General features: G+C 56.4%; 15 protein-coding genes. 3 read left to right on the top strand and 12 right to left on the bottom strand.

Annotation, left to right across the window (positions count from 1 at the left end):
• Positions 1 to 7 precede the first annotated feature (7 nt).
• Positions 8 to 1,480: a betaine-aldehyde dehydrogenase gene (betB, locus tag HVX72_RS15455; RefSeq protein WP_042285671.1), complete on the bottom strand. Its 1,473-nt coding sequence runs from the start codon at positions 1,478 to 1,480 to the stop codon at positions 8 to 10.
• A gap of 13 nt (positions 1,481 to 1,493) precedes the next feature.
• A complete protein-coding gene (gene betI, locus HVX72_RS15450) occupies positions 1,494 to 2,087 on the bottom strand; it encodes a transcriptional regulator BetI (protein WP_042285669.1) in 594 nt (197 codons plus the stop codon).
• Positions 2,088 to 2,213: 126 nt separating this feature from the next.
• On the opposite strand from betI, the gene HVX72_RS15445 reads away from it, so the two are divergent.
• Positions 2,214 to 4,247, top strand: a complete 2,034-nt coding sequence (locus HVX72_RS15445; RefSeq protein ID WP_181821823.1) for a choline transporter — start codon at positions 2,214 to 2,216, stop codon at positions 4,245 to 4,247.
• Positions 4,248 to 4,410: 163 nt separating this feature from the next.
• On the opposite strand, the gene HVX72_RS15440 is transcribed toward HVX72_RS15445, so the two are convergent.
• The 8 genes from HVX72_RS15440 to HVX72_RS15405 form a co-directional block, all read right to left on the bottom strand.
• A complete protein-coding gene (locus HVX72_RS15440) occupies positions 4,411 to 5,196 on the bottom strand; it encodes an SDR family oxidoreductase (protein ID WP_042285664.1) in 786 nt (261 codons plus the stop codon).
• Positions 5,197 to 5,229: 33 nt separating this feature from the next.
• Positions 5,230 to 6,027, bottom strand: a complete 798-nt coding sequence (locus HVX72_RS15435) for an SDR family oxidoreductase (RefSeq protein WP_181821822.1) — start codon at positions 6,025 to 6,027, stop codon at positions 5,230 to 5,232.
• Between the two features lie 52 nt (positions 6,028 to 6,079).
• The gene (locus HVX72_RS15430; protein WP_042285659.1) at positions 6,080 to 7,147 is read right to left on the bottom strand and encodes an ABC transporter permease; all 1,068 of its coding nucleotides are present in this window, start codon (positions 7,145 to 7,147) and stop codon (positions 6,080 to 6,082) included.
• A 17-nt stretch (positions 7,148 to 7,164) separates the two neighbouring features.
• Positions 7,165 to 8,709, bottom strand: a complete 1,545-nt coding sequence (locus HVX72_RS15425) for a sugar ABC transporter ATP-binding protein (RefSeq protein WP_181821821.1) — start codon at positions 8,707 to 8,709, stop codon at positions 7,165 to 7,167.
• Between the two features lies 1 nt (position 8,710).
• Positions 8,711 to 9,331 carry a DUF2291 domain-containing protein gene (locus HVX72_RS15420; protein ID WP_181821820.1) on the bottom strand — a complete coding sequence of 207 codons (621 nt, stop codon included), beginning with the start codon at positions 9,329 to 9,331 and terminating at the stop codon, positions 8,711 to 8,713.
• 43 nt (positions 9,332 to 9,374) lie between these two features.
• Positions 9,375 to 10,310 (bottom strand): D-ribose ABC transporter substrate-binding protein, encoded by a 936-nt coding sequence (locus HVX72_RS15415; RefSeq protein ID WP_042285653.1) that lies wholly within the window; start codon positions 10,308 to 10,310, stop codon positions 9,375 to 9,377.
• Between the two features lie 127 nt (positions 10,311 to 10,437).
• A complete protein-coding gene (locus HVX72_RS15410) occupies positions 10,438 to 11,958 on the bottom strand; it encodes an FGGY-family carbohydrate kinase (RefSeq protein ID WP_181821819.1) in 1,521 nt (506 codons plus the stop codon).
• A 342-nt stretch (positions 11,959 to 12,300) separates the two neighbouring features.
• On the bottom strand, positions 12,301 to 13,251 hold the full coding sequence (locus tag HVX72_RS15405; RefSeq protein ID WP_181821818.1) for a sugar-binding transcriptional regulator: 951 nt from the start codon (positions 13,249 to 13,251) through the stop codon (positions 12,301 to 12,303).
• A 382-nt stretch (positions 13,252 to 13,633) separates the two neighbouring features.
• Between HVX72_RS15405 and HVX72_RS15400 the strand changes: the two genes are divergently transcribed.
• Together HVX72_RS15400 and HVX72_RS15395 are read left to right on the top strand one after the other, a co-directional pair.
• A complete protein-coding gene (locus tag HVX72_RS15400) occupies positions 13,634 to 14,464 on the top strand; it encodes a transketolase (RefSeq protein ID WP_042285644.1) in 831 nt (276 codons plus the stop codon).
• Positions 14,457 to 15,398 (top strand): transketolase C-terminal domain-containing protein, encoded by a 942-nt coding sequence (locus HVX72_RS15395; protein WP_042285642.1) that lies wholly within the window; start codon positions 14,457 to 14,459, stop codon positions 15,396 to 15,398. The genes HVX72_RS15400 and HVX72_RS15395 overlap by 8 nt, the downstream gene beginning before the upstream one ends.
• Here the strand turns inward: HVX72_RS15395 and entD are convergent.
• Both entD and HVX72_RS15385 read right to left on the bottom strand, forming a co-directional pair.
• Positions 15,395 to 16,018 (bottom strand): enterobactin synthase subunit EntD, encoded by a 624-nt coding sequence (gene entD / locus HVX72_RS15390; protein WP_181821817.1) that lies wholly within the window; start codon positions 16,016 to 16,018, stop codon positions 15,395 to 15,397. The genes HVX72_RS15395 and entD overlap by 4 nt on opposite strands.
• 47 nt (positions 16,019 to 16,065) lie before the next feature.
• Positions 16,066 to 18,339, bottom strand: coding sequence for a TonB-dependent siderophore receptor (locus tag HVX72_RS15385; RefSeq protein WP_060568937.1), 2,274 nt, complete (start codon positions 18,337 to 18,339; stop codon positions 16,066 to 16,068).
• Positions 18,340 to 18,391 lie beyond the last annotated feature (52 nt).

Raw genomic sequence — 18,391 nt, 5'->3', positions numbered from 1 at the left:
CTCCTGGTTAAAAGACGGACTGGAAGGGGGCCATCTCGATCTGGATGGATTTTACCTGGGTGTAGTTTTGCAGCGTCATCACGCCGTTTTCACGACCAATGCCAGAGTGCTTATAGCCGCCGACCGGCATTTCCGCCGGGGATTCCCCCCAGGTGTTGATCCAGCAGATCCCGGCCTCGAGCTGGTGGATAACCCGATGCGCACGGTTGAGATCCTGCGTGACCACGCCTGCCGCCAGACCATAGTCGGTCGCGTTGGCGCGGCGAATTACCTCGTCTTCGCGCTCATAGGTGAGGATTGACATGACCGGGCCAAAGATTTCTTCCCGTACGATGGTCATCTCGTCGCGACAGTCGGTGAACACCGTTGGCGCAACCCACGCGCCATGTTCAACGTCGCGGCCTTTCAGTGCGCCGCCGCCGCACAGTAGCGTTGCGCCTTCGCGCTTGCCGCTTTCGATATAGCGCAGAACGTTTTCCCGATGCGCGAAGCTGACCAGAGGCCCGAAGTTAGTTGCAGGATCAAACAGATCGCCTGCGCGAATTCGCGCCACGCGGGAGAGGATCGTCTGTTCAAAGGCGCTTTTCATCTTTGTCGGGATAAACACGCGGGTGCCGTTGGTACAGACCTGCCCGGCGCTGTAGAAATTCGCCATCATGGCGATGTCGGCAGCCAGATTAACGTTGGCGTCCTCGAAAATAATCAGCGGCGATTTACCGCCCAGCTCCATCGTGACCTCTTTCAGTGAGGAGGCCGCGGAATGCGCCATCACTTTTTTGCCGCTGGCAACCCCGCCGGTAAACGACACTTTGGCAATGCCGGGATGTTCGGTCAGATACTGGCCCGTTTCCGCACCCGCGCCCGGCAACACGTTAAATACGCCGTCCGGCAGACCCGCTTCGCTGTAGATTTCCGCCAGCTTTAACGCGGTGAGCGGCGTCACTTCGCTGGGTTTGAAGATCATCGCATTGCCCGCTGCCAGCGCCGGAGCAGACTTCCACAGCGCGATTTGAATCGGGTAGTTCCATGCGCCGATCCCTGCCACCACGCCCAACGGCTCGCGGCGGGTGTAAACGAAAGCGGACTCGCGCAGCGGGATCTGGCTGCCTTCCAGTGACGGGATCAGCCCGGCGTAATACTCCAGTACGTCCGCGCCGGTCACGATATCCACGCTGGCGGTTTCGCTGAACGGCTTTCCGGTATCCAGCGTTTCCAGTCTGGCCAGCTCGTCATTGCGTTCGCGCAGAATATCCACCGCCCGGCGCAGAATGCGCGAACGTTCCATCGCGGTCATCGCCGCCCAAATTTTTTGTCCGCGTTGGGCGCTTTTTACGGCGCGATCAACATCGTCACGCCCTGCGGCGTGAACCGTCGCCAGAATATCGCCATTGGCAGGATTGATGGTATCGAAGGTGTGACCGCTGGCGGCGGCGGTATAACCACCGTCTATATAAAGCTGTTGTTCTGCCATTCGCGACATGCGTTCTCCTCGTTTAGTCAGTGGCTTTCGGCAAATGCTGACTGATGAAATGGGTGGTCAGCGCCTGGGCGAGACTCAGATTAAACGGTTCGCCGCTCAGCGCGGCGCGTAGCCAAAGCCCGTCAATCAGCGCCGCCAGTCCGTAACCCGCCTGCTGCGCCTGCTCGCGCGGCAGTTCACGCTTAAATTCGTAGACGATATTCGACAGCAGACGCTTACTGGCAACCTGCTGAAGGCGATACAGCATCGGCTGATGCATACTGCTGGCCCAGAAGGCCAGCCACGCTTTCATCGCCGCGTGGCTTATCTGCGTGTCGTCAAAATTCCCCGCGACGATGGCCCGCAGGCGCAGTTCGGCACGGGCGCCCTGGAGCGCACGCAGCCGATGCAAAACCGCATGGCGGAGCTGGCTGGTGATGTCGCGCATCGTCGCCTCCAGCAATCCATTCTTATCCCTGAAGTAATGGCTGATGATGCCGGTCGAAACCCCGGCGCGGCGGGCGATCTGCGCGATCGTCGCATCGTGCATTCCCACCTCATTGATCGCCTCCAGCGTGGCGTTAATCAGCTGCCGTTGCCGAATCGGTTGCATCCCCAGTTTGGGCATTTTCGGACTCCATTCATCAGTTTTGTTTATCTATTAGAACGGTTTTTGATTGAACGTTCAATATAAATGTGTATTAATTGTTACGTTTTTGATTTCAAATAGTTGCAATAAAAGTGAGGATACTGGATGTCAGACCTTCCCTCGTGCAGAGAAAAAGACAAAATCAATCCGGTTGTTTTTTTTACGTCCGCCGGGCTGATTTTGTTGTTTTCCCTGACCACGCTCTTCTTTAGTGATTTCTCCGCCGCCTGGATCGGCAAGACGTTGAACTGGGTATCGAAAACCTTCGGCTGGTATTATCTGTTGGCCGCCACGCTGTATATCGTCTTCGTCATTTTTATCGCCTGTTCGCGCTTTGGCTCAGTGAAGCTCGGGCCTGAGCAGTCCAAACCAGAATTCAGCCTGCTAAGCTGGGCTGCGATGTTATTTGCCGCCGGAATTGGTATCGACCTGATGTTTTTCTCGGTCGCGGAACCGGTCACGCAGTATATGCAGCCGCCGGAAGGGGCGGGGCAGACGGTCGAAGCGGCTCGCCAGTCGATGGTCTGGACCCTGTTTCACTACGGTCTGACCGGCTGGTCGATGTATGCGCTGATGGGCATGGCGCTGGGCTACTTCAGCTATCGCTATAACCTGCCGTTGACCATTCGTTCGGCGCTCTATCCCATCTTTGGTAAACGAATCAACGGACCGATAGGACACAGCGTGGACATCGCGGCGGTGATTGGCACCATCTTCGGCATCGCCACCACCCTCGGGATTGGCGTGGTGCAACTGAACTACGGGCTTAGCGTGCTGTTCGATATCCCGGACTCAATGGCGGCAAAGGCGGCGCTGATAGTGCTGTCGGTGATTATCGCCACAATTTCTGTCACCTCGGGCGTCGATAAGGGCATTCGCGTGCTGTCCGAACTGAACGTTGCGCTGGCGCTGGGGCTGATTCTGTTTGTGCTGTTTATGGGCGATACGTCATTCCTGCTCAATGCGCTGGTGCTTAACGTGGGTGATTACGTGAATCGCTTTATGGGCATGACGTTGAACAGCTTTGCTTTTGATCGCCCGGTCGAGTGGATGAACAACTGGACGCTGTTCTTCTGGGCGTGGTGGGTGGCGTGGTCACCGTTTGTCGGCCTGTTCCTGGCGCGTATTTCGCGCGGGCGTACGATCCGTCAGTTCGTTTTCGGCACGCTGATTATTCCGTTCACCTTTACCCTGCTGTGGCTGTCGGTGTTTGGCAACAGCGCGCTGTACGAAATTATTCACGGCGATGCAGGCTTTGCATCCGAAGCGATGGCGCATCCGGAGCGTGGATTTTACAGCCTGCTGGCCCAGTATCCGGCGTTCACCTTCAGCGCCTCGGTGGCGACAATCACAGGCCTGCTGTTCTATGTGACCTCCGCAGATTCCGGCGCGCTGGTGTTGGGTAACTTTACTTCAAAGCTAAAAGACATTAACAGCGATGCGCCAAACTGGCTGCGCATTTTCTGGTCTGTCGCCATCGGCCTGCTGACGCTCGGCATGTTGATGACAAACGGTATTTCCGCGCTGCAGAACACCACGGTCATCATGGGGCTACCGTTTAGCTTCGTCATATTCTTTGTCATGGCCGGGCTGTATAAATCGCTGAAGGTCGAGGATTATCGCCGGGAAAGCGCCAGCCGACACACCGCGCCGCGTCCGATGGGCGTACAGGATCGGCTGAGCTGGAAAAAACGCTTATCGCGGCTGATGAACTATCCGGGCACGCGCTATACCCGCCAGATGATGGAGACGGTATGCTTCCCGGCGATGGAAGAAGTGGCCCAGGAGCTCACACTGCGCGGCGCCAGGGTAGCGCTAAAAAGCCTGCCGCCGGAAGAGGGCGAAAACCTCGGCCATCTGGATCTGCGGGTATACATGGGCGACGAACGGAATTTTATCTACCAGATCTGGCCGCAGCAGTACGCGGTGCCGGGGTTCACCTACCGTGCCCGCAGTGGTAAATCGACCTACTATCGTCTGGAAACTTTCCTGCTGGAAGGCAGTCAGGGTAACGACCTGATGGACTACAGCAAAGAGCAGGTGATTACCGATATTCTCGACCAGTATGAACGCCATCTGAACTTTATTCATCTGGATCGCGAAGCGCCAGGCAACGGCGTACTGTTTCCCGGCATGTAGATCTAAACGTTTTCTGAAAAAAAACGCTTACTGTTTACATACACAGTAAGAAGAGATGTGGAGAGTCGGGTAATCGCGGGCGCCTGACGCTTTCCGGCTTCAGGCCATTGCTGAGATTCAGAAAAATGAAAGCCCGCAGTCTTCACTGGCTGCGGGCGAATGTTTACCAGCAGATAAACCCGCCATCCACCACCAAATCTACCCCCGTGCAAAACGACGCGGCATCGCTGGCGAGAAACAGCGCCGGACCGGCCATCTCTTCCACCTTCGCCATACGTTGAATCGGCGTCTGGCTTTCAAATTCCCGCGTCTGATGCACCATTTCCGGGCGGGTATTCATTGGCGTGGCGGTATAACCCGGGCTGATGGAGTTGACCCGAATCCCTTTCTCAATCCACTCCATCGCCAGACTTTTCGAAAGATGGATCACGCCGGCTTTCGAACTGTTGTAATGCGCCTGATCAAGGCCCCGGTTCACGATGATTCCGGACATAGAGGCGATATTAATAATGGCGCCGCCACCGCTTTTCAGCATCAGTTCCGCTTCGGCTTTGCACGAGTTCCACACGCCCGTCAGGTTGATATCAATCACCCGCTGCCACTGCTCGCTTTCCATTTCCAGCGCCGGGTTTGCGTTCGCGATCCCGGCGGCGTTAACCGCGATATCGAGGCGACCAAAACGTTCGTGGGTGAAAGCGATGGCCGCGCGCAGGTCGCTGAGTTGGCGGACATCGCCCGCGTAGAGGGCGGCCTGCCCGCCGATGGCCTCGATATTCTGTACGGTCTCTTTCAGCCCGCCGTCTTCCCGCAGGTCAAAACCGACCACGCGCGCGCCCGCGCTGGCAAGGGCCCAGGCTATCATCTGGCCGATACCGCTACCCGCGCCGGTAACGAAGGCGACGCGTCCTTCGAGGTTAAATAACTGCCGGGCAAAATCTTTTGCGATCATAGTGATTTCTCTCCACATAGTCCCCGGCGGGGATTACGACATGATCAGGCCGCCATCAATATTAATGGTCTGCCCGGTAAGGTAACGCGCATCGTCAGAGGCAAGGAAAGCCACCAGCCCGGCGACATCCTCGGGTTTCCCGGCCCGTTTCATCGGGATCCCTTTCACCCATTCCGCCATCAGTTCCCCTTTGCCGTAGCGTTTTTCTTCGCTGCTGAGAATCTCGCCCCACACGCGATCGTTGTAATCCCACATTTCGCTTTCGATAATGCCCGGACAGAAGGCGTTGACGGTGATATTCCACGGCGCCAGCTCGTGCGCCAGGCTCTGGGTGATACCGATAACGCCCATCTTGCTGGCGGCGTAATGCGGGGTGTAGATAAAGCCCTGCCGCCCCTGACCTGACGAGGTGTTGATCAGGCAGCCCTGATTCTGTTTAACCATGTATTTTGCCGCTTCACGACAGCACAGCCATACCCCGGTAGTGTTTACCGCCAACACTTTTTCGAAATCCGCCTTCGGCATCCGGTCGAAATAGTCGATGGTGATGACTCCGGCATTCTGGATGGATACATCGACAGTCCCGAAGCGGGCGGCGGCCTGCTCGTACAGCGACTGCACCTGCGCCTCATCGGTCACATCGACCCGCAGTGACAGGATATCCGCCTGATAGCGCTGGCGCAGTTGCTCTGCGGTGTCGTGGACGCGCTCCGCGTTGGACACCATCACCAGATTTGCGCCGTCGCGGGCGAAGCGTTCGGCGATGCCGGCGCCAATTCCCCGACATGCCCCGGTGATAACCACGGTTTTCCCCTGAAAATTGCGTTGCATATTTTTTCTCCTGTTTAAGCCGGGCAGCCTCCGCCCGGCGGAATGATGCGGTTTAGCTTGATGCGGTTTTTGCCGAGGGCGCCGCCGCCAGCTTTTCTTCATGGCGGCGCATCAGAATGACCTTGTTCTGGAGCTTTTGCTGGAACTGATCGACCACCACGGCGGTGACGATAACCACCCCTTTAATGACCATCTGCCAGAAGTCACTGACGCCCATCATGACCATCCCGTCGGCGAGAAAGACGATGACGAAAGCGCCGATAATGGAGCCGGATACCCTGCCGCGCCCACCCGCCAGCGCGGTTCCGCCCAGTACGGTGGCGCCAATGGCGTCCATTTCAAACATATTGCCGGTCATCGGATGCGCGGTTTGCAGCTGCGAGGCGACAATCAGTCCGACAAAGGCCGCGCACAGTCCGGAGAAGGCGTATACAAAGACTTTTGTTTTAACGATCGGCACGCCGGCAAGGCGCGCGGCGGACTCGTTGCCGCCGATGGCGTAGATATAGCGACCAAGCGGCGTTTTGGTGGTGATCCAATAACCCAGCAGCAGGAAGCCAATCATCAGCCAGATAGGCAGATAAATGCCCAACAGGGTGCCGGAGCCCAGCGTGGCGAAACCGGTGTTGCCCAGCGCCTCCATCCCGTTGAGGTTGGGGTAGGTGCTGCCGTCGTTAAACAGCAGGGCGGAGCCCCTGGCGACATACATCATGCCGAGGGTGCAGATAAACGGCGCCACGCCGAAGCGGGTAATTACCGCGCCGTTGATGAACCCGACGAGGATGCCGAACAGGGCGACGCAGAGGATCACCTCCGGCACGTTAAAAAAGAGGATATTACCGCCCCAGATGGGCAGGCCGTTGGTCAACAGCGCGCCCGCCACCATGCCGCAGATCCCGGCAACGGCGCCCACAGACAGGTCGATGCCGCCCGTCAGGATCACCAGCGTCATGCCAATGGCCAGAAGCCCGGTGATTGCCACATGCTGCGTCATAATCAGCAGGTTAGACGTGGTCAGGAAATTCGGTACCATCACGCTAAAGAACGCAATCACCAGCAGCAGCGCGATGAATGTTCTGGCCTTTAGCAGGTACATATAAATCATATATTTCTGGTTCATGATGGATTCCAGCCTGATTAATCTTGTGGGGTAGACGCGGCGATTAACGCCTCGCGCGTGACGGCATCGCGGGGGACATCGGCGGTAATGCGGCCATCGGCCATGACCAGAATGCGATCCGCCAGCGCCATTACTTCGTCGAGTTCGGATGACGAAAACATCACTGCCAACCCTTGCTGCGCCATTTTGCCGATAAGGTGATAGACGTCGGTTTTCGCGCCCACGTCGATGCCGCGGGTCGGTTCATCAAGAAACACCACCTGAGGCTGCGTCATCAGCGCCTTGCCCAGTACCACTTTCTGCTGGTTGCCTCCGCTCAGGGAAGTAATGGGCAGTTCGGGATCGCTGACCTTAATTGCCAGTTGCTGGATCATCTCCTTCACGCTGGACTGCTCTTTATGCGGGTTCAACCATTGCCAGGCCCGACGAAACCCCTTCAGGCTGAAGTCTGACAAGGTCATGTTGGACTGGATCGACATCATCTGCACCACGCCTTCACCCTGTCTGTCCTCTGGCACCAGCGCCAGCCCTTTTTTCAGTCGCGACTGGAAGTGGGCGTTATCAATGCGTTCGCCGTTGAGGTCTATCTTTCCACTCTGGCAGGGCATCAGGCCTACCAGCCCCTTAAACAACTCAGTGCGCCCGGCGCCCAGCAGACCGTAAATGCCGATCACTTCGCCTTTGCGTAAGCGAAACGAAACGTCATTGAGTTTGTAGCCACCGCTGGGGTGAAGCGCGGTCAGGCCCTGTACGGCAAGCACGGTGTCGCCGTGTGGCGCGGCCTGGTAATCGAAATGTTTTTTCTTGTCGCCCACCATCTGTTCGATGATCCACGGAATGCTGGCGTCACGAACGGGGCGTTCGCTGATAAACCGACCGTCGCGGAAAATGGTGATGTTGTCGCCAATTTCCATCAGTTCTTCCAGACGGTGGGAGATATAAATAATGGTCACGCCGCGCCGCTTCAGCTGTTCGATCACGTTGAACAGCACTTTCACTTCAGACTGGCTGAGGGCGGAGGTGGGTTCATCCATGATCAGCACTCGCGTGTCTTTAGACAGCGCGCGGGCGATTTCCACCAGTTGCTGGTGGCCGATGCCGAGTTCCCCTAGCGGCGTATAAGGGTCAACGTCCAGCTCCAGTCTTTCCAGTAAAGATTTCGCCAACGCATACTGATATTTTTCGTTGATTCGTCCTTTCTGGAAAAATTCGTTAGCCATGAAAATATTATCCATGACGTTCATATTGGGAAATAAATTCAGCTCCTGAAAAATAATGCTGATCCCCAGTTTCTCCGCCTGATGTGTCGAATTTAGCGAGACAGGTTGACCATCAAGAAACAGTTGCCCGGAGGAGGGCGTTTCCACCCCGGCGAGCATTTTCATCATGGTCGATTTACCCGCGCCATTTTCGCCAATCAGTACATTGACCTTATTCCGGTAGACCCGATAATTCACATTATCTAACGCCACCACCCCGGGATAAACGCGCGACAGCGCACGGGTTTCAATAATCACTTCAGACTCAGCGCAGTCGGGCGCGACGCGATTATGCGGCTGCATGTTATTCCCCTCCTGCCAGGTCGATTTTGGCGGGCGTAATCGCAGGCAGTGTTTGGGGAATATCCCAACTGGAAAATACGCCATACACCTCGACGGATTCGCCGGTTTTCAGCGGCGCCGCCTGGATCATGTTGACGGCCTGCTCGTTAATTGCCCGGCCATATTCGCCGAACAACACCTGGTCGTTGAAATCACCGTAGCTGGCCCCTTTATACGCATCGCGCAACTGCGTGCCGCGCAGCGTCGGACCGATCTGGACGACCACATCGCTGCCGCTCTTATCCGCGACCGTCATCTTGCCGCTGCGTGACGCCGTGTCGAGTTGGCTGATCTTTCCTGCTACCTTGACGTAAAAGAGACAGGGGTTCTCATCCTGAGAACGAAAGCCCAGCTTTTGACAGGCGCTGTCAATGTCTTTTTCCGCGCCCAGCGCCGCCATCAGTTCGGCGACGGGACGCACCTGCCCGACAATCTGCGGGACAATCTGGTTTTGCCACGTTTGGTCAATGTTGGCCATATGGGGATTGGGGGGAGATTTAAGGTCCGCCAGTTCCTGTTGCGAGACGATGCGGCACCCTCCCATGGTCAATACGGCCAGCGCCAGCCAGGCTTTTTTAGACATAATGTTCTCCTCTGCGCCTCGTGAGAGGCGCAACTCCCCGGGATCAGGACTTGATGTTGAAATCCTGGACTTTATCTGCGTTATCTTTAGTGATGAGAATGCCGCGGAACATCACGCGCTGTTTATCGGGCTTCACGCCGTTTTGCAGGTAGTTATCCAGATCGGTCACCCCCTGCGCCGCGATGGCCTGAGCCTGAAGCATCACGGTAGCCTGCAGCGAACCCGCTTTTACCGCGTCGCGTTCGTCGTTGCTGCCGTCAATGCCGACGACAATGACGTCGCTGCGGTTAGCGGCTTTCAGGGCGGCGATAGCGCCAAGCGCGACGGGGCCGTTTCCGCAGATAACGCCTTTCACGTCAGGGTGCGCTTGCAGAATGCTGTCCATGATGCGTTTGCCGTCAATCAGCGTGCCTTTAGCATCCTGTTTCGCGACGCTGACCATATCCGGGAACTGGTCGATGACCTGGTGGAATGATTTGGAACGGGTGACGCAGTTATTATCCGCGAGGTTACAGGTCAGCTCAGCGTATTTGCCTTTTTCACCCATTTTTTCCACAAATACGTTGGCGACTTCCGAACCGGCCTGGAAGTTATTATGGGTAATCTGCACCAACGCCACATCATCTACCGGAATTTCACGGTTGATTAAGACAATCGGTATTCCCGCTTTTTTCGCTTTTTCAATTGCCGCAACGCTGGCCGTTGAGTCAGCGTTATCAAGGATAATGCCCTGAACTTTTTTACCGATGGCGGTATCGATGAGCTCATTTTGTTTTTTCACATCTTCGCTGTGCGAAAGAATTGTGGTCTTGTAACCTAATTCTTGCGCTTTTTCGCTGGCGCCTTTCGCTTCAGAGGCGTAATACGGATTATCCAGCGAGTTGACCATAATCATAATTGTCCCTTTTTCGACGGCATGCGCGGCAAAGGACAACGCGGTCAGGGTAGCAGCGGTTAACAGCGTTAAACGTAATTTCATGACAATGTTCTCTCTGTGTTGTTATTGTCGGGTACGGTGAAACAACGTAAAGCCAGATTTGTTATGGGCCGGAGTCCTCCTTTGTTGAGTGAATGTATTCAGTCAGCCGTTATTCCCTGGTAAGGCGTCAGACCGACGAGGCCGGTTTCCATAATGTTCTGTTCACCGCATGGCGCCACGCCTGCCATCGTTGTTGCAGTCGACGGTGGCGCGCCATGTCGGGTTGAAAAGTACTGTGCTCGGTTAAGAGGTCTTTAAGATCGCTCAGCGAGCCGGGGTGAAGCGCTTTGCGCGCCAGCAACGCGGCGCCGATGGCGGAAAGTTCCGGCACATCGCTGCGCATCACCGGACAGCCCAACAGATCCGCCTGGTATTGCATCAACCAGTCATTTTTTGTTGGACCGCCGTCAACCATGAGCGCCGTTAAGCTGAAATCGTCGTGCTGTTGCATGGCAACGACCACGTCTGCTATCTGATAGGTAATAGACTCGAGGGCGGCGCGGATCAGATGCGCTCGCTTTACCCCGCGGCTGAGTCCGCAGATCACGCCCCGCGCGCTGTCATCCCACCAGGGCGCGCCTAGCCCGGTCAGCGCCGGGACAAAGTAAACGCCGAGGGTCGATTCAACGGAAGCGGGAAGGGTGTTAAGTTCATGCGCCAGCTCGTCGTCAGGCAGCTCGCTCAGTCCGGTGCTGTCCGCCATCCAGGCAACCGCGTCGCCGGTGTGCGGAATGTTGCCTTCCAGACCGTAAACAATGCGTTCGCCATCATGCCAGGCGATGGTGGTCGCCAGCGCGTGGATAGCGCACTGCGCCGACTTCACTGGCGCCATGACTGAGGAACCCGTGCCGTAGGTAGCTTTAACACACCCCAGTTCGCCAAGCGCATGACCAAACAGGGCGGCGTGAGAATCGCCAACCATCGACATCACCGGAATACCATCCGGGATCCCGGCCAGGCCGCGGGTATGACCAAACAGGCCGCTGGAGGGTTTGATTTCCGGCAGCGCGACGCGGGGGATCGCGAACAGCGCCAGCATCGCCTCATCCCATTGCCCGGTTTGCAGGTTAAGCAGTTGGGTGCGGGCGGCGTTGGAGAAGTCGCAGGAGAAGGCCTCGCCGCCGGTTAAGTTCCACAGCAGCCAACTGTCGATGGTGCCCAGGCAAATTTTTCCCTGTTCCGCCAGTCGCGCACCGTCAGGTATCGATTCCAGCAGCCAGCGCATTTTCGAGGCCGAGAACAGCGGGGCGATGGGCAAGCCGGTTGTGGCTTTAATCAACGGCTCCTGGTTGTCCTGGCGCAGCGCCTCACACCAGGCCGCGCTGCGCGTGCACTGCCAGGTGATCGCGGCATTCAGCGGCTTACCGCTGTCGCGATACCAGCCGATGGCGGTTTCACGCTGATTACTGATCGCCAGCGCAACGACGTTGTCTGCGCCGACATGCTGAATGGCCCTGGCGATCACGTCCAGGGATGCCTCAATCAATACCTCGCCGGATTGTTCCACCCAGCCTTCCCGCGGCGTTTGAATCGCCAGCGGCTGAGAGTATTTCGCGACCACGTTGCCCCTGTCGTCTAGCGCGACCGCTTTCGCGTTGGTGGTGCCTTCATCCAGCGCGATAATGAACCCTTTCTTCGCTGTACACATAGATTGTCTCCTGAGTCACATTGCGTCCCGGCGTAGAAGGCAGAATGGCATCCCTCGTTGTCGCGTTTTACTTCATCAGGCTGGCTGTGACGTCGCGTATTTTTGTTTGTGAATATATATTCGGTATTGATTATTTATTTAATACCTTAGCCACAATCGTTGGGCTGAGCTACCGAAAAAATCATCAATTGTGCTGAGAATCACACTTAGAGAGTGGGCAGAATAGCAAAGACCGGTGAAAATTACGTGGAGGTGAATCCTTTCAGTTTATTGAAATTTAAAGATTTTTAATGCCTTTGCGCACAAGGATCGCAACGCAAAGGCAGTACAGTGAGGCGGAATTCAGGCGGTGACCAACTGGCGAGCGGTGGGATAGTCGGTGATCAAAACGTCAATATAGCCGCCGTTCAGCGCCCCCTTAATGGCCGCGACTTTGTCGGTACCGCCAGCCAGCGCCACGACGTTTGGGCATTTTTTCACTTTGTCGAGCGCCATGCCGATCACCGGATCTTCGTCGTCCTGTAAAACAGGTTGACCGCTTTTGTCATAGTAGTGCAGACAGATATCCCCTACGGCACCGCGATCGGCCAGCACCTGGAGCATATCTTCGTGATAATAGTTCCCGGAGGTTTTAAGGAGCTGCGACGGTTCGAGAATGCCGATGCCGACAATGGCGATATCAACGTTATCGAAGCGTGAGATCACATCGGCGACGTCTTTGCTGGCGATAAGCCGGTTTTTCTCTGCCACCGAACCTTCGATACTTTGCGAGGGCAGAAGCCAGGCATCGCAGTTCAGGTGCTGCGCCAGCGTTTGGGTGAGGATGGTAGCCTGCACATTGCCGTTTGGTCCGACGCCGCCGAGAAGTTGAATGACGCCGCCCGCCTTCAGATTTTGTGTATGGACTTCGTCGACCATTGCGCGGATGGTTGAACTCCACGACGAGACGCCAACCAGATCTTTAGGCCGCAGACGGGTTTCAAGATAGTGGGCCGCGGCGGAGCCTATGGCGCGTTTAAGGGCGTGATCGCTGGCATCTTCTTCCGTATCCACCACGATGGCTTGTTTCAACCCGTAGCGTTCTTCGATGCCTTTCTCAAGATTAAGAAAAATATTGGACGGTTGAACGACGCTGATTTTCACCACGCCCTCTTTTTGACAGCGGGTGATTGCGCGGGAGATAAACGACTGAGAAAGCGAGAGAAGCTGAGCAATATCGGACTGTTTGCGACCCTCGAGATAGTAAAGGGTTGCGATTTTAACCAATAGCCGTTGTTCATCCTGCTTTGCCATAGTATTCCCCAAAAAAATTCATCATAGCCAGACACATACGTTCCGTACCGCCATTATCTTAGAGGGTATTATCATACGCGAAAAGACAAAGCTGGTAAGTGTGACAAAGCTCTAAGTTTAACCAATCCTCAAAAACAGCATTGGACAAAGCTGAGAAAAAGGTCGCATAATTGAATAAAGAATCAAGTGTGAATATATATTCAGTGACGCATTAAGTCAATTGAATATGTCATTCGTTAATCCAGTTGCGGTAAGGAGACAGAATGTTCCTGAGTATCCTGCAGCGGCACAAGCCATGTCATGCAACGCCTGGGGATGTCTGGTTTTTTTAGTTCCTGGTGGAATAAATATTCCATATTGAAAATAAATTCAGAGGTATTAAATGAATCCCTACAATTACGATATCCAGACGCTTGAGCGCAAGGCGCGAGCCGTGCGCCGCCACATTGTCAGACTCAACGCCAACAGTCCCGCAGGCGGCCATACCGGTGCCGACTTGTCTCAGGTTGAACTGCTGACCGCGCTCTATTTCCGTATTCTCAACGTCGCGCCGGATCGCCTGGACGATGACCAGCGCGACATCTACATCCAGTCTAAAGGGCACGCGGTGGGGTGCTATTACTGCGTGCTGGCAGAAGCGGGATTTTTCCCCGTCGACTGGCTGGAAACCTACCAGCATGCCAACTCCCATCTTCCCGGACACCCGGTTCGCCAGAAAACCCCCGGCATTGAGTTGAACACGGGCGCGCTGGGCCACGGTTTGCCTGTTGCGGTGGGACTGGCGCTGGCAGCCAAAAAAAGCAACAGCGCCCGCCGCATTTTTTTGATTACCGGCGACGGTGAGCTGGCAGAAGGCAGTAACTGGGAAGCCGCTCTGGCGGCAGCGCATTACGGGCTGGATAACCTGATCATCATTAACGATAAAAACAATCTTCAGCTTGCCGGGCCGACCCGCGAAATCCTGAATACGGACCCGCTGGCCGATAAATGGCGGGCGTTTGGTATGGCGGTAACGGAGTGTGAAGGCAATGAGATGGCGTCGGTGGTTGCCGCGCTGGAAGGGCTGAAACAGGCGGGTAAACCCAATGTCATTATCGCCAACACCACCAAAGGCGCAGGGATCTCCTTTATTCAGGGACGTCCGGAATGGCACCACCGCGTACCGAAAGGCGAAGAAATCGCACTGGCACTGGAGGAACTGAAAGATGAGTAATGCAGAACACCTCGCGAACGTGATGGTTCAGGCGTTTATTGATGCCGTGGAAAAGGGCGTCGACCTGGTGCCGGTGGTGGCGGACTCCACCTCGACGGCGAAGATTGCCCCGTTTATCAAACAGTTTCCCGGCAGGCTGGTTAACGTGGGGATCGCCGAGCAAAGCATGGTCGGTACGGCGGCAGGGCTGGCGCTGGGCGGGAAAGTCGCCGTCACGTGTAACGCCGCACCGTTCCTGATTTCCCGGGCTAACGAGCAAATCAAAGTCGATGTTTGTTACAACAACACGAACGTGAAGCTGTTTGGCCTGAACGCCGGGGCCAGCTATGGGCCGTTGGCCAGTACCCACCATTCGATCGACGATCTCGCTGTTATGCGGGGATTTGGCAATATCCAGATATTCGCCCCTTCGTCTCCGCGCGAATGCCGTCAGATCATCGACTACGCCCTCGGTTATGTCGGTCCGGTGTATATCCGTATGGACGGCAAAGCGCTGCCGGAGCTGTATGGTGAGGACTATCGCTTTGCGCCTGGCGCGGTTGTGACGTTACGCGAAGGTGACGATCTGGCGCTGGTGGCGACAGGGTCGACGGTGCATGAAGTGGTGGATGCCGCCTCGCTGTTAGCCGACGCCGGTATCCATGCGACGGTAATCGGCGTGCCGTCAATCCGCCCTTGTGATACACAGGCCCTGTTGGCTGCGCTGAAAGGGTGCAAGGCGGTAATAACCGTTGAAGAACATAACGTTAACGGCGGGCTGGGCAGTCTGGTGGCGGAGGCGCTGGCAGAAGCGGGTAGCGGCGCGGTACTGAAACGGTTGGGTATTCCGGACGGTGAATACGCTGCGGCGGCGGATCGGCGCTGGATGCGACAACACCACGGCTTTGACGCGCAGTCTGTGGCGAATCAGGCGCGCGAGTTGCTCAACGGTTAACCGCGGGCCAGCGTGATCAGATGCTGTTGGGTGAAATGCCACTGCACGCGCCAACGCAGCGCGCGGTGGCGCAGACGCAGCAGGTTTGCCTGCACGTCGACAATCTCATAGTGGTGAAACCCGGCGTGATGCTGCTCTGACGCTGGCGTGGCTTTAAAAGCGCTCTCTTTGGCGGAAAAGGCCAGCGTCAGCGCCTGTTCAAAGGGCAGGCGACACGCTTTCAGACGTTCCTGCTCAGTCTCCGAAACGAGACTTCTTACCAGTTCTTCCGCCGTCTGCGGCGAAAGCAAGGCTTCTGTATCAACCCCCACTGGCTCTCTGGCGACTACCGCCAGCGCGGTATTGCCGCAGTGGCTGATGCTGCCGAACAGCCCTTCCGGCCATAGCGGCTGACGCCGATCGCCGATGCCCGGTACGCTTTTGACGCCATACTCCCTTAACGCATGTACGGCGGCAATCCGGCCTGCCAGATGCTCGCTTTTACGCTTGCGTCCGGCGTTCATCAGACGCGTGTAGTGAGGGAGCCACAGCAGGTCGCTTTCCTGAAAGCTGGCGGGATCGAAAGTGACGACGTGCAGCGTAAGGTCGGCGAAGGGGAGACGAGAATGGGTGATTTGCATGGGGTGATAATAACACCCTTCCGCCCGCGCGGAAGGGTGTGCTGATATCAGAAGTGGGTGTTTACGCTCATATACCACGTACGACCCGGTTCGTTATATGTGTACGCGCCTGCGCCACGCATATACGAGACGTCAGTCGTGCTGCCGGTAGTCTGGGCATTCCCCTCACGCCACAAACGCTTGTCGAAGACGTTATCCACGCCGCCGGTCAGGCTGACGTTCTTGGTCACGTCCCAGGTGGCGCTCAGGCCAACGATGCTGTACGGGCTAACGGACTGTTTGTCTGAACCCGTCACCGGTTTACCCTGGTAGTCGTATTTCTTCGGCTCTTGTTTGCCGTACCAGGTGAAGGTGGACTGCAGCGAGACGTCCTGATGCACCTGCCAGCTCAGCGTTGAGTTCAGCGTGTACTCTGGAATAATCGACAGGCGCTCGCCGGTCTCTTTATTCTTACTCTGCAGCATGTACGTGATGTTGTTAGTCCAGTTCACCGTTTCACTGACCGGCACGTTTAACGTTCCTTCCAGACCTTCAACCACGGCTTTGGGTACGTTCTCCCACTGGTAAATATCGGTGTAAGTGGTTTTCCCTTTGCTGGTGATGGACGTGCGGTTCATCGGCGCGGTACCCGCCTCAATCTTATTGCGGTAATCATTGCGGAACCAGGTAATGCCCGCCAGCCAGCCGTCGCGTTTGAACTCAAGGCCGATCTCTTTGTTAATGCTGGTTTCAGCTTTCAGGTCATCGTTACCCATCATGTAACAGCCGATGCCGGACGCCGCGCCCGTGGCGTAACAGCCCTGGCCTTTGCTGTACAGAATGTAGTTCGGGTTGGTCTGGTACAGGCTCGGTGCTTTATAGGCGCGGGCGATCCCCATTTTCAGGGTAAAATCGTCGCCGAGGCCCTGTGACAGGTTCAGGGACGGACTCCAGTTGTTGCCGACGATGCTGTGATGATCGAAACGCAGCCCCGGCGTCAGCATGGTGGTGTCGGTCAACTCCATGTTGTTCTCAGCGAACAGCGAGAAGATTTCCGCTTTTGAATACGGGCTGCGATCGGTACTGCTATAGCCCGGAATATCGCCGCCCATAAAGGTTTGCGAGTTGGAAAGCATGTCCTTCATGCGCTGTTGGGTCCACTCGGTGCCCAGCGTCAGGTTCTGGTTTACCAACAGATCCAGTGGAATACTGACTTCACTGTGCAGGGTCACGTCGTTCAGGTCGGCATCAACATATTTCTGCGCGGCCTTCGGATCGAAGATCCCTTCGGTACCGCCCGCCAGACCTTCCGGTGTCCGGGAGTTACGGGTATGTTCATACTGCACCCAGTTGCTGGTGGTGACGCCGTTGTCCCAACCGCCGTTCCAGGTCAGCGAGTAGTTTTGACGGTACAGACGGTTAGTCTCTTTGCCGTAATTATCTTTCACCAACTGGTTCGTGTTGGTATTTTGCGTATCCCCGGCGTACAGGTTGCCCTGACGACTGTAGCCCGCTTCCAGTTCGAGGGACTGCATCGGCGCGAAGTCCCAGCGCACCACGCCGTTAATATCTTTGTTGATGACCCCTTCGCGCCCGGCGGGCAGGGTATCTGCATAGGTGCCGGTACGCTCTGATTGATGGCCCTGGTTAATGTTGCGCGCGTCAGCCTGGGTCTTATCGAGGTTACCGTACAGACGGAAGCTGAAATCCCCGCCGAGCGGGCCGTTCAGGCTGAAGTTGGTGCGCTTGGTCGCGCCTTCGTCTTTGTGCTCCGGCGCGTTGAAATAGGTGTTCCACGAGCCGTGCCACTCGCTGCTGCTTTTCTTGGTGATAATATTCACCACGCCCCCGGCGGCGCCATTGCCGTAGCGCGCTGCGGCAGGACCGCGCAGCACTTCAATGCGTTCAATCATTTCCGGCGGTACCCAGGCCGTATCGCCACGGGTGTCACGTTCGCCGCGCCAGCCAAGTCGCACTGAGTTACGGCTGGTGACGGGCTTACCGTCGATCAGAATCAGGGTGTTTTCCGGCCCCATACCGCGAATGTCGATCTGGCGGTTGTTGCCGCGCTGACCGCTGGTCGAGTTACCGGTCAGGTTAACGCCTGGCATCGTACGGATAATTTCCGCGACGTCGCGAGCGGGCGGGTTTTTGCGAATTTCATCGGCGGTAATGGTCGACACGCCGGGGGCCTGCAGGTTTTGCTGGGCGGCGGTCACGACGATGGTGTCTTCATGAGAGGCGGTTGTGCTGTCGGTTGTCTCTTCTGCCATGGCGGGCAGCGCGACCCCGTAAATCCCTAAATTGACCAATAAGGCCAGTGAATGAATCTTCTTGTTCATTGTTTATCCTGCTTTTCTTTAGCCACGTGTACCAGTTGCCGGAAAGACGCAT

This window comes from Citrobacter sp. RHB21-C05, from assembly GCF_013889015.1.
Lineage (GTDB): Bacteria > Pseudomonadota > Gammaproteobacteria > Enterobacterales > Enterobacteriaceae > Citrobacter_A > Citrobacter_A sedlakii.
This window is presented reverse-complemented; position numbering and strand designations above follow the sequence as displayed.

Excerpts from the sequence above, each read along its gene's own strand:
- betB (WP_042285671.1), bottom strand. The coding sequence starts at position 1,480 with ATGTCGCGAATGGCAGAACAACAGCTTTATATAGACGGTGGTTATACC.
- betI (WP_042285669.1), bottom strand. The coding sequence starts at position 2,087 with ATGCCCAAACTGGGGATGCAACCGATTCGGCAACGGCAGCTGATTAAC.
- HVX72_RS15445 (WP_181821823.1), top strand. The coding sequence starts at position 2,214 with ATGTCAGACCTTCCCTCGTGCAGAGAAAAAGACAAAATCAATCCGGTT.
- HVX72_RS15440 (WP_042285664.1), bottom strand. The coding sequence starts at position 5,196 with ATGATCGCAAAAGATTTTGCCCGGCAGTTATTTAACCTCGAAGGACGC.
- HVX72_RS15435 (WP_181821822.1), bottom strand. The coding sequence starts at position 6,027 with ATGCAACGCAATTTTCAGGGGAAAACCGTGGTTATCACCGGGGCATGT.
- HVX72_RS15430 (WP_042285659.1), bottom strand. The coding sequence starts at position 7,147 with ATGAACCAGAAATATATGATTTATATGTACCTGCTAAAGGCCAGAACA.
- HVX72_RS15425 (WP_181821821.1), bottom strand. The coding sequence starts at position 8,709 with ATGCAGCCGCATAATCGCGTCGCGCCCGACTGCGCTGAGTCTGAAGTG.
- HVX72_RS15420 (WP_181821820.1), bottom strand. The coding sequence starts at position 9,331 with ATGTCTAAAAAAGCCTGGCTGGCGCTGGCCGTATTGACCATGGGAGGG.
- HVX72_RS15415 (WP_042285653.1), bottom strand. The coding sequence starts at position 10,310 with ATGAAATTACGTTTAACGCTGTTAACCGCTGCTACCCTGACCGCGTTG.
- HVX72_RS15410 (WP_181821819.1), bottom strand. The coding sequence starts at position 11,958 with ATGTGTACAGCGAAGAAAGGGTTCATTATCGCGCTGGATGAAGGCACC.
- HVX72_RS15405 (WP_181821818.1), bottom strand. The coding sequence starts at position 13,251 with ATGGCAAAGCAGGATGAACAACGGCTATTGGTTAAAATCGCAACCCTT.
- HVX72_RS15400 (WP_042285644.1), top strand. The coding sequence starts at position 13,634 with ATGAATCCCTACAATTACGATATCCAGACGCTTGAGCGCAAGGCGCGA.
- HVX72_RS15395 (WP_042285642.1), top strand. The coding sequence starts at position 14,457 with ATGAGTAATGCAGAACACCTCGCGAACGTGATGGTTCAGGCGTTTATT.
- entD (WP_181821817.1), bottom strand. The coding sequence starts at position 16,018 with ATGCAAATCACCCATTCTCGTCTCCCCTTCGCCGACCTTACGCTGCAC.
- HVX72_RS15385 (WP_060568937.1), bottom strand. The coding sequence starts at position 18,339 with ATGAACAAGAAGATTCATTCACTGGCCTTATTGGTCAATTTAGGGATT.